This window comes from Streptomyces globisporus C-1027, assembly GCF_000261345.2.
Lineage (GTDB): Bacteria > Actinomycetota > Actinomycetes > Streptomycetales > Streptomycetaceae > Streptomyces > Streptomyces pakalii.
This window is the reverse complement of record NZ_CP013738.1, coordinates 4465549-4482116: the sequence shown is the minus strand read 5'-3', so window position 1 is coordinate 4482116 and position 16568 is coordinate 4465549. Positions and strand designations below refer to the sequence as shown.

General features: G+C 71.2%; 17 protein-coding genes and 1 riboswitch. Of the genes, 3 read left to right on the top strand and 14 right to left on the bottom strand.

Annotated elements, in window-relative coordinates; genetic code table 11:
• Window position 1: 1 nt before the first annotated feature.
• Complete coding sequence (locus tag WQO_RS19610; RefSeq protein WP_010055994.1) at window positions 2–448, bottom strand: anthrone oxygenase family protein; 447 nt, start codon at window positions 446–448, stop codon at window positions 2–4.
• 91 nt (window positions 449–539) lie between these two features.
• On the opposite strand from WQO_RS19610, the gene WQO_RS19605 reads away from it, so the two are divergent.
• Window positions 540–1118 (top strand): TetR/AcrR family transcriptional regulator, encoded by a 579-nt coding sequence (locus WQO_RS19605; RefSeq protein ID WP_010055995.1) that lies wholly within the window; start codon window positions 540–542, stop codon window positions 1116–1118.
• 43 nt (window positions 1119–1161) lie between these two features.
• Here the strand turns inward: WQO_RS19605 and WQO_RS19600 are convergent, their stop codons facing one another.
• The 13 genes from WQO_RS19600 to thrC all read right to left on the bottom strand — a co-directional run bounded on the left by WQO_RS19600 (window position 1162) and on the right by thrC (window position 13836).
• A complete protein-coding gene (locus tag WQO_RS19600) occupies window positions 1162–2385 on the bottom strand; it encodes a mannosyltransferase family protein (protein WP_010055996.1) in 1224 nt (407 codons plus the stop codon).
• Between the two features lie 117 nt (window positions 2386–2502).
• A complete protein-coding gene (locus tag WQO_RS19595) occupies window positions 2503–2976 on the bottom strand; it encodes a hypothetical protein (RefSeq protein WP_010055997.1) in 474 nt (157 codons plus the stop codon).
• Complete coding sequence (locus WQO_RS19590) at window positions 2969–3469, bottom strand: SigE family RNA polymerase sigma factor (protein ID WP_010055998.1); 501 nt, start codon at window positions 3467–3469, stop codon at window positions 2969–2971. Before WQO_RS19590 ends, WQO_RS19595 begins: the two co-directional genes overlap by 8 nt.
• A 191-nt stretch (window positions 3470–3660) precedes the next feature.
• Complete coding sequence (locus tag WQO_RS19585; RefSeq protein WP_010056000.1) at window positions 3661–5418, bottom strand: ABC transporter ATP-binding protein; 1758 nt, start codon at window positions 5416–5418, stop codon at window positions 3661–3663.
• Between the two features lie 31 nt (window positions 5419–5449).
• Complete coding sequence (locus tag WQO_RS19580) at window positions 5450–5941, bottom strand: lasso peptide biosynthesis B2 protein (RefSeq protein WP_010056001.1); 492 nt, start codon at window positions 5939–5941, stop codon at window positions 5450–5452.
• A complete protein-coding gene (locus WQO_RS19575; protein WP_010056003.1) occupies window positions 5938–6189 on the bottom strand; it encodes a lasso peptide biosynthesis PqqD family chaperone in 252 nt (83 codons plus the stop codon). Before WQO_RS19575 ends, WQO_RS19580 begins: the two co-directional genes overlap by 4 nt.
• A complete protein-coding gene (locus WQO_RS19570) occupies window positions 6186–8147 on the bottom strand; it encodes an asparagine synthase-related protein (protein ID WP_032747307.1) in 1962 nt (653 codons plus the stop codon). Before WQO_RS19570 ends, WQO_RS19575 begins: the two co-directional genes overlap by 4 nt.
• A gap of 50 nt (window positions 8148–8197) precedes the next feature.
• On the bottom strand, window positions 8198–8329 hold the full coding sequence (locus WQO_RS35795; protein ID WP_104011572.1) for a keywimysin-related RiPP: 132 nt from the start codon (window positions 8327–8329) through the stop codon (window positions 8198–8200).
• Between the two features lie 601 nt (window positions 8330–8930).
• Complete coding sequence (locus WQO_RS19565) at window positions 8931–9440, bottom strand: hypothetical protein (protein WP_050992177.1); 510 nt, start codon at window positions 9438–9440, stop codon at window positions 8931–8933.
• Window positions 9441–9601: 161 nt separating this feature from the next.
• Window positions 9602–11224, bottom strand: coding sequence for a chaperonin GroEL (groL, locus tag WQO_RS19560; protein ID WP_003967345.1), 1623 nt, complete (start codon window positions 11222–11224; stop codon window positions 9602–9604).
• Window positions 11225–11575: 351 nt separating this feature from the next.
• Window positions 11576–11782 carry a cold-shock protein gene (locus WQO_RS19555; protein WP_003967346.1) on the bottom strand — a complete coding sequence of 69 codons (207 nt, stop codon included), beginning with the start codon at window positions 11780–11782 and terminating at the stop codon, window positions 11576–11578.
• 444 nt (window positions 11783–12226) lie between these two features.
• Window positions 12227–12505, bottom strand: coding sequence for a MoaD/ThiS family protein (locus WQO_RS19550; RefSeq protein WP_006126483.1), 279 nt, complete (start codon window positions 12503–12505; stop codon window positions 12227–12229).
• A gap of 35 nt (window positions 12506–12540) precedes the next feature.
• Window positions 12541–13836, bottom strand: coding sequence for a threonine synthase (gene thrC / locus WQO_RS19545; RefSeq protein WP_010056010.1), 1296 nt, complete (start codon window positions 13834–13836; stop codon window positions 12541–12543).
• Window positions 13837–13854: 18 nt separating this feature from the next.
• A riboswitch (SAM riboswitch) is annotated at window positions 13855–13982 on the bottom strand.
• Between the two features lie 153 nt (window positions 13983–14135).
• On the opposite strand from thrC, the gene WQO_RS19540 reads away from it, so the two are divergent.
• A complete protein-coding gene (locus WQO_RS19540) occupies window positions 14136–15086 on the top strand; it encodes a glucosyl-3-phosphoglycerate synthase (RefSeq protein ID WP_010056012.1) in 951 nt (316 codons plus the stop codon).
• 53 nt (window positions 15087–15139) lie between these two features.
• On the top strand, window positions 15140–16540 hold the full coding sequence (locus tag WQO_RS19535) for an alpha,alpha-trehalose-phosphate synthase (UDP-forming) (RefSeq protein WP_010056014.1): 1401 nt from the start codon (window positions 15140–15142) through the stop codon (window positions 16538–16540).
• Window positions 16541–16568 lie beyond the last annotated feature (28 nt).

Here is a 16568-nt window from a genome sequence, read left to right as displayed (position 1 = left end):
GTCAGGCGAGAGCCGTCACCAGCGAGGCGAAGGCGGCGATGAGGACGGCCACACGGGCGTAGTGGTAGCGGTCCCAGCGGTTCATCTGCTCCTTCCAGTCCTCGGGCCGGTTCTCCGGGGTCCACGTCTTGCCCCGGTTGTTGATCGGGACGAGCAGCAGGAGCGACATGACCACACTGAGGAGCAGCAGCCCACCCGCGGCGACGACCAGACCGACACCCCCCTCCCCCCATCCGGCCACGGCCCAGATCGCGCTCAGGACGAGCGAGCCGATGTACCAGAACGGCATCAGCGCCCCCAGCATCCGGCCCCCGTGGCTACGGCCGAGCTGTGCGCTGTCGTCGGGGAGCCCGTCGAGGATCCGGTTGATGACGAAGGCGACGGAGAACTCCACCCCCACCAGCAGTCCGACGATCACGGTCGTGACGATCTCCAGTGCGTCGAGCATGATGACCCCTTCTGAAATCTAGCGGCGCTAGATGATGGGGCAACGCTAGTACTACTGCCGCTCGATTGTCTAGCGGTGCTAGGATCGATACATGTCGGTACAGGAACGCAAGGAACGGGAACGGGCGAGCCGCGAGCGCCTCATCGTGGCGACGGCTCGCGAACTCGCCGAGCAGCAGGGCTGGGACGCGGTCACCACGCGCCGGCTCGCGGAGCGCATCGAATACAGCCAGCCCGTCCTCTACAGCCACTTCCGCGGCAAGCGCGAGATCATCGGCGCCGTCGCCCTGGAAGGCGCCGCCGAGATGGCCGCGGCGCTGCGGGCCGCCGCCTCCGACGCGGACGGCCGACGCGCCCGGGTCGCCGCCCTCGCCCACGCCTACCTGGAGTTCGCCGAGCGGAATCCGGCGGTCTACGACGCCCTGTTCCAGCTCGACGGCGGCCTGGCCTTCGCGCAGGAGGACACCCCGGAGCCGCTGAAGGACGCGTTCGCCGCGCTGCTGGAGACGCTCGGCGAGGTCGCCGGGGAAGGCGTCCACCCGGCCCTGTTCACCGAGCTCTTCTGGTCCGCCCTGCACGGGCTGGCCACCCTCACCCGGGCGGGGCGGCTCCTGCCGGAGGGCGCCGAGCAGCGACTGGATCTCCTGGTGGAACGGCTCGCCGTGCTCTGACCCGTAGTCCGGCAGCAGCCACCGGCGCGGCCGGCCCGCCTCCTCACCCCGCCCATCTCCCCGTCAGAAACGTCAGCGCGACGAGCGTCGTCACCGGGGCCGCCACGCACAGGTACACCGTCCGGAACCACGGCCGACGCAGGCTCAGCGCCGCCAGGCCGATCCACAGCGGCCACCACAGCAGCGTCGCGCGCGGGACGGACGTGTACCAGTACGAGGTTCCCAACGCCCACAGGCTCAGGGCCACGTACACCGCTTCCGGCCAGCGGCGTCGGCGTACCAGCAGCGCCACCAGGGCGAGACCCACCAGCATCGCCGCCAACTCCGCCTGGAACATGAACGCGTAGCCGGTCGACTGCGTGCCGCCGAACGCCCCGGTCCAGGTGTTCGCCCACGCCTCCCACGGGGTGTGGAACGTGCGGTACCAACCGCGTTCCTGCGCGTGCTTCCAGGCCATCCAGTCGCCGGTGTGCGCGTGCAGATACCAGCTGTACGCGGCCGGGGGCAGCGCGGGCAGCAGCGTCCAGCCCGCCGACCGCCAGGTCCGTGAGCCCCCGCCCGCGCGGACGGACAGCAGGAACAGCAGCCCGATCGCCGCCGCGAGGAACAGGCCGCTGACGCGCACCGCCGTGCCCAGCGTCGTCAGGACAGCGGCGAGCGCCCACCGGTGCTTCATCGCCGCGAGCCAGGCGGGCAGGGCCAACGCGAGGAACAGCGCCTCCGTGTAACCCGCCGCCAGGAACACCGCGCAGGGCGAGAGCAGGAAGAGGACGACCGTACGGTGACCCGCCCCCTCCTCCGGCAGATACGCCCGGGCGATACGGGCGAGGGCCAGTACGGCAACGGCCCCCGCGACCAACGAGATGAGCAGCCCGGCCGCCGTCCAGTCCGGTACGACCGTGTGCACGGCACGGAGCAGGAAGGGGTAGCCGGGGAAGAACGCCTCACGGTTGTCCCAGCCGCTCGTCCACGGCCCCGCGCCCGCCGGGAAGTAGCCGTCGCGCGCTATGTGGAGGTAGTGGTTCGCGTCCCAGTGCTGGAAGGGCGCCAGGACCGGGGCCGCCTCCCGTACGCCGGACCGGGCGGGAAACAGCCAGCGGGCCAAGTGGGCCGTGATCCCCAGGGATATGCGGGTCAGGAGGTAGAGCCACAGGACATCGCGATCGGCGGGGCTCAGGCGGAACCGCGCCGCCCGGGGCTCGGGCGCGGCGGCGGTCGTCGCAGGACGGACAGGCGGAGGCCGCAGTCCGGGGGAGAGCGTGGACAACGCAGGCACCTTTCGGGCACGCCTCGCGGGTACGTCGGGGCGCGCCGGATCGCCCGGGAAGCCGCCGGGTCACGGAAGGGGAGGGGGAAGGGGAGGAGGAGATGGGTGGCGGCCGCGTCAGGGCGCCGGCGCGCCCCCGTCAGTCGTCACCGATGCCGTCGGTGGCGTCGTGCTCGTACTCGTCCGGGTGGGTGCGGGCGGTCCGCCCGGCTCGGTGGTCCGGCCCGACGGCCCCTCCGACCCCGCGCTCCCCGGCACCGTGGTGCTCGGCGACGGCGGCGGGGAGGGCGGCTCCGTGGGCAGGCCCTCCGACGGTGCGGGCGACGGGTAGCTGGGCGACGGGCTCGTGGCCGGGGCCACTGGCTCCGGCCGCACCGGCAGCAGACCCACCGCGACCGCGCCGCCCCCGCCGACGACCAGGCACACCCCCACCGCGACCACGGCCATCCGGCGCCGCTGCGCGCGCATGCCGCGCCGGGTGATGCCCGAAGCGGTGTCCGGGGCGGTCAGAGCCTGCCCGAACTCCCCGGCCTCCCGGAACAGTGACCGCAACGGATCCTGCGGCTCCCTCGGGTCCTGCGGTTCAGACATCAGGAGCCTCCTCGATGCGGGGGTCCCGCAGACGGTGGGCGAGCGCCGCCCGTCCACGGACCAGATGCGTCTTGATCGTGCTGGTGGAAAGCCCGGTCTCCCCGGCGATCTGCTCGACCGTGAGATCGCACAGGTAGTGCAGGGTCAGCGTCCGCCGCTGCTGCGCGGGCAGTTCCCGCAGCGCGTCGACCAGCACCACATGGTCCGGATCAGGCGGCGCGACGTGCTCCGCCCCACCGCTCCCCCGGTCCCACGCGTCCGCCGAACGCCGCCGGAAGCGCCAGCGGCTCACCGCGAGCCGCCAGGCGACCGTACGGATCCACGACTCGGGCTGCCCGTCCCGCTCCAGCCGCCCCCGCCGGACCCACGCCTTGACGAACGCTTCCTGCACGACGTCCTGCGCCTCCTGGAGGTCGCCGGTCATCACGTACAACTGGCCGGTGAGACGTGCGACCGCCTGGGCGTAGAACTCTTCGAACTCCTCGACGGTCAAAAGCTGCTCCCGGATCTTTCGCTTCACCGGGTATACGCCCGCCGCGGACCATCCGGTCGACACCACCCACGAAGATTCGAGGGTGACGGTCGTCACAGACCCTCGGCACTCAGTCGACCACAGCTCCCAGGCCCCGGCGCTGGGCCTGCCGGGGCCCGCATCAGGTTCGGACCGCCGCCCCGGCCGTACGCCTACGCCCCTTCGCCGTCCGCAGCCAGCTGCGTCGTCGCCAGCTCGCGGTACAGCTCGTCCCCGTCGATCAGCTCCTCGTGCGTGCCCGCCGTGCGGACCCGGCCCTCCTCCAGGACCACGATGCGGTCCGCGTGCCGGACGGTGGACAGGCGGTGCGCGATCACCAGCACCGTGGTCCGCTCGGCCAGTTCGAGGATCACATCGCGCAGCGCCTGCTCGTTGACCGCGTCCAGTTGCGAGGTCACCTCGTCGAGGAGGAGCAGCCGGGGGTGGCGCAGCAGGGCACGGGCGATGGCAATGCGCTGGCGTTCGCCGCCGGAGAGGGTGACGCCCCGGTGCCCGACCGCCGTGTCCAGGCCCTCGGGCAGCCGCTCGACCAGGGCGTCCAGCCGGGTACGGGTCACCGCCGCCGCCAGCTCCTCCTCGTCCGCGTCCGGGGCCGCGAAGAGGAGGTTCTCCCGCAGCGTCCCGGCGAGCACCGGCGCGTCCTGTTCGACGTACGCCAGCGAGCCCCGCAGCTCGGCCAGCGGCCAGTCCCGGATGTCCCGGCCGCCCACGGTGATCGTGCCGGCCTCGTGGTCGTAGAAGCGTTCCAGCAGGCTGAACACCGTCGACTTGCCCGCTCCCGACGGGCCCACCAGCGCCACCATCCCGCCCGTCGGCACGTCGAACGTCACGCCCTGGTGGGCGGGGGCGCGCTCGTCCCCGTACCCGAAGGTCACGTCCTGGAAGGTCACCCCGAGCGGGCCGCCGTCCCCCTTCGTCAACCCGCCGGATTCCTCCGCCGGTTCGCCCGGCATCGACTCCACCTCGTCGATCCGGCGCACCGCCGCCAGCCCGCTCTGCAGGCCCGTCCAGCCTTCGACCAGACCGGCGATCGGTCCCATCAGGTAGAAGAGGTAGAGCAGGAACGCGATCAGGGAGGAGATCTCCAGCGAGCCGGAGGCGGCCCGCGCGCCGCCGACGCCCAGCACCGCCAGGAACGCCAGCTGGATCGACATCGTCATCGTGACCTCGGTGACCGAGGACCACATCGCCACCGTCACGCCCCGGTCGTGCGCATGCCGCGCCGCCGCCGCGACCGCCGCCGTCTCCCGCTCCTCCGCCCCGCTCGCCTTGACCGTGCGGAACGCCTGGAGCACCCGGTCCAGCGCCGCGCCCATCGCGCCCACGGACTCCTGCGCCTTGAGCTGCGCCCGCTGGATGCGCGGCATCAGCAGCGAGGTCACGGCCCCGATACCGACGACCACCACCAGCGTCACACCGAGCAGCGTCAGGTCCATGTACGCCATGAGGGCGATCGTGCCCAGCAGCATCAGCACGCTGTTGAACGACTCGACGAGCCCGCTCGACAGCACCGTACGGAGCAGGGTCGTGTCGCTCGTGACCCGTGACTGGAGGTCGCCGGGCGTCAGCCGGTCCACCGCCGGGACCTTCAACCGCATGATGCGGCCCACCAGTTGGTCGCGGGCGCGCAGGACCACTCCCTCTCCCGTCCGGGACATGAGAAAGCTCCCGTACGCGGAGAGGCAGGCTCCCGCCAGCACCAGCGCGGTCAGTGCGACGAGCGGGGCCACGGGCGAACGGCCGTCGGCGAACGTGTCCACCGCGTGCTTCGCCATCAGCGGCATCGCCAGCCCCGCCCCGGACCCGGCGAGCGAGAGCAGGCCCGCCCGGATCAGGACGCCCCGGTGCGGACGGACCCGGGCGAGGAGCAGGCGGAGAGGGGACGGAGAGGTGGAGAGGGGCGGGTCCAAAGGTGTCGCCGGGCCGGGCGGTTCCGTGTTCTCAGGCGGTCTGCCCGGGCCCTGACCCGTCTGACCCGGCTCCGCCGCCGTCCCCGCCACCGCGCTCACCCTGAACCCCCTCGCGTACCGTCACCACCATCAAAGGACGCAGATCGGCGGCCTCTGCCTGCTCCCCGACCGTACGTCCCTCCGCCAGCACCCAGGCGTGCGGGGAGAACGGCGGGGTCGCCCACACCCCCGCGCACCAGTCGGGCCAGACACCGGACATCCGGCAGGCCAGGGCGACGGCCACGGAGCGGGGCAGGCAGCCGTAACGGCTCGCGCAGCGGCGGCTGGTGGCGACGACCGCCTCCCGCACCTCCAGCGTCTCGGCGTACGAGGCCGGGCGCGCGCCCCGGGAGCACCGGGCCAGCACCCGGCGCAGCCGGCCGGGCTTGAGCCGGGCCAGGACGAACGCGGCGGCGATGGCGGCCCGCAGGCGCACCCCGCCCGCTCCCGCGCCTCGGCGCGGCATCGTCATCTCCGTGGTCATGGGCGCAGGATCTTCGCCTCGACGAGCCGGCGGGTCAGCTCCGCGACGTCCGACTCGGCCTCGGCCCGCTCGACGTCGAACTCGGCGACGATCCGGTCGACGGCGGCCTCGGGGGCGCGGCCGGCCGCGAGGGTCTCGACGACGATGACGCTGGTGTCGTTCAACTGCCAGTAGCTGCCGCTCTTCTCGTCGAGGAGGACGCCGCCGTACTCGGTGGTCGTGACGGCGATGCCTTTTCTGAGCTTCACAGGGATGCCTCGCTGGGGGTGGTCGTGGGGGGCAACTCGGATGTGGGCCAGGCGTTCTCGGCCGTGCGGAGCCAGGTCTCCCCGGCCACGGTGGAGCTGATGGAGTGTTCGACCAGGACCGGCGAGAAGGGTTCGGCCGCCAGTCGGAGCAGGTGGCGCGAATCCACCAGGCCGTGTTCGGCGAGGCGGGAGCCGGTCCACAACTCGGCGATCTGCGGGGCGTGTTCGCGCAGGCCCTGGTGTTCGTCGGAGGACATGTGGTCCTTCGTCGTCCGGGCCAGCAGCGCGTCGGGCACCACCCCGCGCATCGCCTCGGCGAGCAGCGGCTTGTAGCGCCAGGGGCTGATGCGCTCCGGGAGGCGTACGGCGAGGGTCGCCTCCAGGACCCGGTCGTCGTAGAGGGGCGCGGCGACCGGCAGCCCGAGCGTCATGCCGATGTCCTCCATCGCCTGGAAGTGCCGGGCTCCCATCCGTACGCCGTCGATGTCGACGTGCCGTCCGCGCCACGGGTCGATCGGTTCGGCGTGCTCGGCGGCGGCCCGGAACTCCTCGGCGATCAGGGTCTTGGCGTGCTCGGTGAGCCAGGGGTGCGGGGACTGCCGTACGCCCCAGGAGAACAGCGGGGTCCGGGCGACGGGCTGGGGTGCGGCGGTGACCGCCCCGGCGAGCCAGCGGGGGAACGCCGAACGGTCGAGCAGGGCCTTCAGCGTCGGCAGGAGCGGCCAGCCGAGCTGGTGGCGCAGTCCGCCGAGGCGGCTCCAGGCAGTGAACGGGTTGCCGTGGAAGAGGTCCTGGTAGGCGTGGGGCAGGCCGAGGAAGATCTCGTCGCCGCCGTAGCCGGTGAGGTGGTAGCGGGAGCCGGTGGCCCGGGCGCGGCCGAGGAGCAGTTCCGCACGGGCCCGGCCGGGGGAGACGGGGAGCGGCTCGTCGTTCAACTCGGCGGCGGTGGAGGCGAGATCGGCGTAGAAGTAGGGGGCGTCGTCGGCGGGGATGACGTGGTGGTCCAGGGCGGGGGCGTTGCTCGCGGCCGTGTTCCGTGCCGCCTCGACCGCTCTGCGCGCCCAGCTCTCGTCCTCGCTGTAGCGGTCCCGGGCGGCCACCGTCAGCAGGGACAGCGACGCGGGGCCGGTCTCCCGGGCGGCGAAGGCGAGGACGGTGGAGTCCAGGCCGCCGGAGAGTTCGCAGCTGATCCGGTCCAGGCCGCCGACATGGGCCCGTACGGAGGCCTCGATGGCCTCTTTGACCCTGCGGGCCCCCTCCGCCAGGGGCAGTTCCCCGGGCGGCGGCTCCCACCAGCGGTGCTCCGTGGGACCGGGGACGGCGGTCGTGCCCGGCGCTGCGACGGGCAGGGCCAGGCCGTACCCGGCACCGGTCTCGTGGACGCCCCGCCACACGGCGCGGCGGCTCAGGGGGTGCGGCAGGAAGTCCAGCAGCCGGAGCGCCAGCGCGCTCTCGTCCAGGGGCGCGTCGATCAGGCGGGCCAGGACGGCGGGGCGGTCGGAGGCGATGGTTCCGGCCGCCGGGTGCCGGGCGTGGTAGATGCGGCGGAGCCCGGTGGCGGTGCCCCGGATCCAGCTCTTCCCCGACAGCCGGGCGACCACGTGGTAGAGACCGGGCAGCCGGGCGAGGCGGCGCTCCAGGCCGGTCCGGTCGCGGGCGCCTTGCAGGATGTCGGCGAGTACGGCGTCGGGGACGCGGTCCGGGCCGATGAGGACGAGGGCATCCTCGCCGCGCGCGAGGTGGCTGACCTTGCGGACCAGTGGGCGGGCGACGACCCAGGGCCGGCCCGAGGGGTGGGCGACGGTCAGGGTGTCGCCGACCTCCCGGGCGGGCCCGGTGGCGTCCGGGGCGGAGGGCCGCCCGGCAGCCGCTTCCGGTACGGGAAGCTGCCCGGCCGCCGCCGCTCCCGCCGCGCTGTCCGGCAGGACGACGAAGTAGTCACGCAACTGGCCGGGCATCTTCACCTTTCGGAAGTTCTCACGCGGTGCACAGGAATCGGATCGGCGGATCAGATGATGCGCCGGGTCCAGTACTCCTTGTACGAGCCGACGAAGTAGCCGGCGGTCTTCTTCGAGAAGTCGCCCTGCTGGAACATCGACGGCTTCACGTAAGCCTTCTTCTGCTGCTTCTGCTGCTTCATGACACCTTCCCTTCTGTGCGGTTGACGACCGTTATGCGCAACTGGCGTCTGCATAACTGGAGTTATTCGTGCGACTGGTGTTCGTCATGCGAACACCAGAGCCATCATGTCCGGCCGTTGAACCGGTACGCATGATTCCGACTTACCGTGCGAAGTTGGCTGGATAGCGCGAGAGTCGAGGTCCGGGCGGGCCCATGACCGGGCACCTCCACCTCGGGTCGGGACGGCCTTCCCCCCACCCTGTGCAGTCGCACACGACCCAGACAGGGACAGTCGGTGGACTGGACCAATGACGGGATGCGGCCACCGGACCGGGCAGTGAGCTGGCACGACGCTGAGCGACCGTCGGCGGATCCGGCGAACCAGCCGGAGCGGGCTCCGGACCGGCCTCTGCGGCCGCTCTACCCCAGGGATCGCGGGCGCGCCACCGCCCCCGGCACAGTCGCGCCGAAACGTGCTGCCCTACGGGAGTGGCCACGGCAAGTAGTCATTCGGCCACGCGGACAGCCACGCGGACCCGCACAACCTCCCGGCCACCGGCGCTCACCCGGCCCGTAGCCGCACCGCCCCGCCTCGTGCGCAGCCCGCAGCCGCCCCACCCCTACCTCGTGCGCAGCCGGTAGCCGCCCCAGGCCGCCGTCCCCGCGCCCAGCAGCAGCGGGATCATGCCGTAGCCGACGAGCATCGAGGAGTGGGCGTACCAGCGTCCGCCGTCGAACACCTGGGTCGCGGTGACCGTTGCGGGGTCGGTTTGGCCGTCGTGGTCGACGAAGAGGATCCTGCTGCGGCTGATCTCCTCGGACCGGGGCACGCCGTCCACATGGGCGCGCAGCATCTCGCGGGCCACCAGGTCGCGCTCGGCCTCGTTGGCGCGCTGCTGGGCCGCGCTCTCGCCGAAGCAGTGCCAGACGGTCTGCCCCTTCTCGGTGCGGGTGTCGTGGCAGTCGATCCTGCCGAAGGTCTCCACCCGCATGCCGAGGGCGCCGGAGAGGCCCGTCCCGGTCACCACGACGCCCAGCCCCAGCGCGAACAGCAGGGCGCCGCCCACGACGAGCGAGACCCCCTTGAGCCGCCCTCGCCCGCCCGTTCTCCCCGTAGCGCTCACGCTCATGCCCGTACCGCCCCCCGTGTACGTACGACCGTCCCCTCACGCCAGTGTCCCAAGGAACCCGGACACGCCACAGGGGCGGCACCTCCGTGAAGGAGATACCGCCCCTGTGGGACGTACGCCGAACTTCGATCAGGTGGGGAGGCCGGGGCCTCCGTGGCTGATCAGAAGTCCATGTCACCGCCCGGCATGCCGCCCGGAGCGGCCGCGCCGGCCTTCTCGGGCTTGTCGGCGATGACGGCCTCGGTGGTGAGGAACAGCGCGGCGATGGACGCGGCGTTCTGCAGGGCGGAGCGCGTGACCTTCGCCGGGTCGAGGATGCCCTCGGCGATCATGTCGACGTACTCGCCGGTCGCGGCGTTGAGGCCGTGACCGATCGGCAGGTTGCGGACCTTCTCCACGACGACGCCACCCTCGAGACCACCGTTGACGGCGATCTGCTTGAGCGGGGCCTCCAGCGCGAGCTTCACGGCGTTGGCGCCGGTCGCCTCGTCGCCCGTGAGGTCGAGCTTCTCGAAGACGGCCGAGGCCTGGAGCAGAGCCACGCCACCACCGGCGACGATGCCCTCCTCGACGGCGGCCTTGGCGTTGCGCACCGCGTCCTCGATGCGGTGCTTGCGCTCCTTGAGCTCCACCTCGGTGGCGGCGCCGGCCTTGATGACGGCCACGCCGCCGGCCAGCTTCGCGAGGCGCTCCTGGAGCTTCTCGCGGTCGTAGTCCGAGTCGGAGTTCTCGATCTCGGCACGGATCTGGTTGACGCGGCCCTGAACCTGGTCGCTGTCACCGGCGCCGTCGACGATCGTCGTCTCGTCCTTGGTGATGACGACCTTGCGGGCGCGGCCGAGCAGGTCCAGGCCGGCGTTCTCCAGCTTGAGACCGACCTCCTCGGAGATCACGGTGCCACCGGTGAGGATGGCGATGTCCGCGAGCATGGCCTTGCGGCGGTCGCCGAAGCCCGGGGCCTTGACGGCGACGGACTTGAACGTGCCCTTGATCTTGTTGACGACCAGGGTGGAGAGCGCCTCGCCCTCGACGTCCTCGGCGATGATCAGCAGGGGCTTGCCCGACTGCATGACCTTCTCCAGCAGCGGGATCAGGTCCTTGACGCTGCCGATCTTCGAGTTGACGATCAGGATGTACGGGTCGTCGAGCGACGCCTCCATACGCTCCATGTCGGTGGCGAAGTACGCCGAGATGTAGCCCTTGTCGAAGCGCATACCCTCGGTGAGCTCCAGCTCCAGACCGAAGGTCTGGGACTCCTCGACGGTGATGACGCCTTCCTTGCCGACCTTGTCCATCGCCTCGGCGATCTTGGCGCCGATCTCGGTGTCGGCGGCGGAGATGGAGGCGGTCGAAGCGATCTGCTCCTTGGTCTCCACGTCCTTGGCCTGCTCCAGCAGAGCGGCGGAGACGGCCTCGACGGCCTTCTCGATACCGCGCTTGAGCGCCATCGGGTTGGCACCGGCGGCAACGTTGCGCAGACCCTCGCGGACGAGAGCCTGGGCGAGAACGGTGGCGGTGGTCGTACCGTCGCCGGCGACGTCGTCCGTCTTCTTGGCGACCTCCTTGACCAGCTCCGCACCGATCTTCTCGTACGGGTCCTCGAGCTCGATCTCCTTGGCGATGGAAACACCATCGTTGGTGATCGTGGGCGCGCCCCACTTCTTCTCGAGGACGACGTTACGGCCCTTGGGGCCGAGGGTGACCTTGACGGCGTCGGCGAGCTGGTTCATCCCGCGCTCGAGACCGCGCCGTGCCTCCTCGTCGAACGCGATGATCTTGGCCATGTGAAGTGGTCCTCCCGGACAGGGGTGGATTTCTCCGGACCGGGAGGCGCCCGCGACGGACGGCCTGCGCGTGTGCTGGTTCCTTGCCCCAGCACACCTGCGGGCCTCACCGGCCCGGTCCAAGTTCTGTCACTCTCACCTGGAGAGTGCTAACGCCAATGATTAGCACTCGACCCCCGAGAGTGCAAGCGCCTTCGGCGAGTGCCCGCCATGCGGCCGAGGCGCGCGAAGCCCCCGCCGGCACCGGGCCGTGACCGCCGCCCGCCCCCTGCACGCGCGTAGGGCCCGATCCCCTGATCCGGGGTCGGGCCCTACGTGCGTGAGTGGTGTCGTCGGACGACCGCTCCGAGCTCAGCCGACGGCGAGCTTGACCATGTCGGCCTGGGGCCCCTTCTGGCCCTGCGAGATCTCGAATTCAACTCGCTGACCCTCTTCGAGGGTGCGGTACCCGTCCATCTGGATCGCGCTGTAGTGGACGAAAACATCCGCACCACCGTCGACCGCGATGAAGCCGTACCCCTTCTCCGCGTTGAACCACTTGACGGTGCCCTGAGCCATGCCCAACTCCCCTATTACTGGCCCTTGCGCAGGACCGCACTTCGCGGCCCCGGGTCGTGACTCACCCTCCGACAGGAGAGGGTGCGCGGCGCCGCAGCGCGTCGACCGCGGCCGAATGTATCCGCCCAACTGCCCTCTGCAACAGGTCAATCGGACGAGAATTCTGGGCGCAGAGGAACAGGCGAAAATGCGGGTTTGCTGAGATTTACGGGCAAGTCGGGCCAGGCAAAGGGCACTTATGCCGCAAGAGGTTCACGCACTTTGGCTGCTTCTTATCGGGGCCGGGCGCATTCTCATATGCGGGCGGCACGAGCAGCGGATGGGGCTTCCCCAACTGTACCGCGCTCAACCATGCAGAATTGCCCCCTCCGCTTCTCTCGCGGAGGGGGCAACCGTGGTCACACAGAGGTGCGGTGGGGCCGCCGGCGAGCGGCCCTGGGCGGTTCAGCAGCCGCCGGCCACCGCGGGGATGATCGAGACGCCGGCGCCGTCCGGGGTGGCCGCGTCCAGGCCGCCCTCGAAGCGCACGTCGTCGTCGTTGACGTACACGTTCACGAAGCGGCGCAGCTTGCCCTGGTCGTCCAGGACGCGGGCGGCGATGCCCGGGTGGTCCTTCTCCAGGGACTCGATGACCTCGGAGAGCTTCGTGCCCTCCGCCGGTACCTCGGCCTGGCCGCCCGTGTACGTACGGAGGATGGTGGGGATGCGGACCTTGACGCTCATGGTGGTGCCCTTCTTCCTTCGGTACGGGGTGGTCGTCAGGCGGTGCCGAGGCCCGCGGCGCGGAACGCGTCCAGGCTCGGCTTGATGGTGGCCGTGGCCTGCGAGGTGGCGGAGACCGCGTCGAGCGTCTTGAGGCCGTCGCCGGTGTTGACGACGACGGTGGTGAGCGTCGGGTCGATGACACCGGCCTCGATGAGCTTCTTCGTCACGCCGAGCGTCACCCCGCCCGCCGTCTCGCCGAAGATCCCCTCGGTGCGGGCCAGCAGCTTGATCGCGTCGACGACCTGCTCGTCGGTGACGTCCTCCACCGCGCCGCCGGTGCGCCGGGCGATGTCGAGGACGTAGGGGCCGTCGGCCGGGTTGCCGATGGCCAGCGACTTGGCGATGGTGTTCGGCTTCTGCGGCCGGACGACGTCCTGACCGGCCTTGAAGGCGGCGGAGACCGGGGAGCAGCCCTCGGCCTGGGCGCCGAAGATCTTGTACGGCTTGTCCTCGACCAGGCCGAGCTTGATCAGCTCCTGGAGCCCCTTGTCGATCTTCGTGAGCTGGGAGCCGGACGCGATCGGGATGACGATCTGGTCGGGCAGCCGCCAGCCGAGCTGCTCGCAGATCTCGTACGCCAGCGTCTTGGAGCCCTCGCCGTAGTACGGCCGGAGGTTGACGTTGACGAAGCCCCAGCCCTCGCCGAGCGGGTCGCCGATGAGCTCGGAGCAGAAGCGGTTGACGTCGTCGTAATTGCCCTCGATGCCGACCAGTTCACCGCCGTACACCGCGGCCATGACGACCTTGCCCTGCTCCAGGTCGTGCGGGATGAACACGCAGGAGCGCAGTCCGGCGCGGGCGGCGGCGGCGCCGACGGCTCCGGCCAGGTTGCCCGTGGAGGAGCAGGAGAGGGTGGTGAAACCGAAGGCGCGGGCGGCCTCGACGGCGATTGCGACGACGCGGTCCTTGAAGGAGTGCGTCGGGTTGCCGGAGTCATCCTTCACGTACAGGCCGCCGGTGACGCCCAGCTCACGGGCGAGGTTGTCGGCCTTGACCAGCTTGGTGAAGCCGGGGTTCAGGTTGGGCTTGTCCGCGACGTCGGCGGGGACGGGCAGCAGCGGGGCGTAGCGCCAGATGTTGTCCGGACCGGCCTCGATGCGCTTGCGCAGCTCCTCGGGCGAGCCGGTGGGCAGGTCGTAGGCCACTTCGAGCGGCCCGAAACAGGACGCACAGGCGAAAAGGGGGCCGAGCTCGAAACGCTCGCCGCACTCGCGGCAGGAAAGCGCCGCGGCGGGACCCAGGTCCGGGGAAGCGGTGGTGGCATTACCTGCGACGGTCTGAACAGCCATGATGGCGGAGGCCCTTTCTCCTCATCTTCCTCGCGACGCATTTCGCCGCAAGACGGAATTGGCACCTTCCCCACCGTGACCTCGCGGTCGGCAGGAGGGTTGCCGGGACTTCAACGGGCCGTTCCCTCAGTCCCTCTGGATGAGCTCTATGGCGCTGGATCTTCGATCCAGGCGTTTATGTGCGGTCCGACCCCGACATGCGACGGTCATCCGCGTTGTTCAAGACTGTAACCGAAGCACCGGACCGTTGAGATAGTCGTCCGAACCGCGAGATGGATCACACACAGGGAGTGCCGACCGTGCTCGAAGAGGTGGAACGCTGGCTGACCAGGCGTTCCTGGTCGTCCGGCGACCGCCCGCTGCACCAGCTCACCGACGCCCGGGCCGCCGACCCGCGCCGTACGTCCGTGAGCGTGGTGCTGCCCGCGCTGAACGAGGAGGCCACGGTCGGCGCGATCGTGGCGGTGATCCGCCGCGAGCTGATGGAGAAGGTCCGGCTCGTCGACGAACTCGTGGTGATCGACTCCGGCTCCACCGACGCCACCGCGGCCGTGGCCCGGGCGGCGGGCGCGCGCGTGGTCCACCGGGACGCGATCCTGCCCAGGATCCCGGCCCTGCCCGGCAAGGGCGAGGTGCTGTGGCGCTCACTCCTGGTGACCAGCGGCGAGATCGTGTGCTTCGTGGACGCCGACCTGAAGGACTTCTCGGCGGACTTCGTCTCGGGGACGGTCGGTCCGCTGCTCACCGATCCCGCCGTCCAGTTCGTCAAGGCGATGTACGACCGCCCGCTCGGCGACAGCGCAGGTCAGGGGGGCCGGGTCACTGAACTGGTGGCACGCCCGCTGCTCAATCTGCACTGGCCGCAGCTGGCCGGTTTCGTACAGCCGCTGGGCGGTGAGTACGCGGTGCGCCGGTCCCTGCTGGAGCGGCTGCCGTTCCCGGTCGGTTACGGAGTGGAGCTGGGGCTGCTCGTGGACGCCCTGCACACCGTGGGCCTGGACGCGCTGGGCCAGGTCGACGTCGGCGTCCGCCGACACCGCCACCAGGACGGCCAGGCGCTGGGCCGGATGGCGGCGGCGATCTACCGCACGGCACAGCTGCGGCTCTCCCGGGGCCATCTGGTGCGGCCGGCGCTGACCCAGTTCGAGCGTGGCGAGGACGGCTTCGTGCCGCGCACCCATGCGGTGGACACGGAGGAGCGGCCGCCGATGCGGGAGATCGCGGAGTACGCGGAGCGCCACGCGGCGTGAGGGGTCTCCGGACGCGCGTTTGGAGGCTTCCTCCACGGGCTAGGTTCCGCTACATGGTCACCGAGCATGCCGAAGCCACCGGCCCGTCCACCGCCCAGGTCCTCGTCGCGTCCAACCGCGGCCCGGTCACGTACACGCTCGGCGAGGACGGGACGCTCGACGCCAAGCGCGGCGGCGGCGGTCTCGTCTCCGGGCTGAGCGCCGTCGACGACAAGCTGTGGGTCTGCGCGGCCCTCGGCGACGGCGACCGGGAGGCGGTGCGGCGCGGAGTCGGTGAGCCGGGCGTCCGGATGCTCGACATCGACGCCGAGGTGCACGCCGACGCGTACAACGGCATCGCGAACTCCGTGCTGTGGTTCGTCCACCACCTGCTCTACCAGACCCCCGTCGAGCCGGTCTTCGACACGGAGTTCCGGCGGCAGTGGGCCGCGTACGAGACGTACAACCGGGCCTTCGCCGAGGCGCTGGCCCAGGAGGCGGGGCCGGAGGCGGCGGTCCTCGTCCAGGACTACCACCTGGCCCTGGTCCCCGGCATGCTCCGCGAACTGCGCCCGGACCTGAGGATCGGCCACTTCTCGCACACCCCGTGGGCGCCCGTGGACTACTTCCGGCTGCTGCCCGACGACATCGCCGAGCAGTTGCTGCGCGGCATCCTCGGCGCGGACCGGGCCGCGTTCCTGACCCGGCGCTGGGCGGACGCGTTCATCGGCTGCTGTACGGAGATCCTCGGCGGCACGGGCCGGACCAGGATCGGGGTGCACGGCCTGGGGGCCGACGCGGACTTCCTGCGCCGCCGATCGCACGAGGCGGACGTGGACGAGCGGATGGCGACGCTGCGCGAGCAGGTGGGCGAGAACCGGAAGACGATCGTGCGGGTGGACCGCACCGAGTTGTCCAAGAACATCGTGCGCGGACTGCACGCGTACCGGACACTGCTGGAGACCCGCCCCGAGTGGCGCGAGCGCGTCGTCCACATCGCCTTCGCCTACCCCTCCCGCCAGGACCTCGCCGTCTACCGGGACTACACGGCGGCGGTCCAGTCGCTGGCCACGGAGATCAACGGGGAGTACGGAACGGAGAGTTGGACCCCGGTCGTCCTCCACGTCAAGGACGACTTCGCCCGCTCGCTGGCCGCCTACCGGCTGGCGGACGTGGCCCTGGTCAACCCGATCCGCGACGGCATGAACCTGGTCGCCAAGGAGGTGCCCGTCGTCTCGGACCACGGCTGCGCGCTGGTGCTGTCACGGGAGGCGGGGGCGTACGAGGAGCTGGGCGAGGACGCGATCGTGGTGAACCCGTACGACGTGACGGGCACGGCGGAGGCCCTGCACGAGGCACTGACGATGAGTGGGGACGAGCGCTCGGGGCGCACGAAGCGACTGGCGGAGGCGGCGACCGCCCTGCCGCCGCAGCAGTGGTTCCTGGACCAGCTGGAGGCGCTGCGGCAGGGGTGAGCAGCCGTTGGAGGCGGTCCGCCGGGGC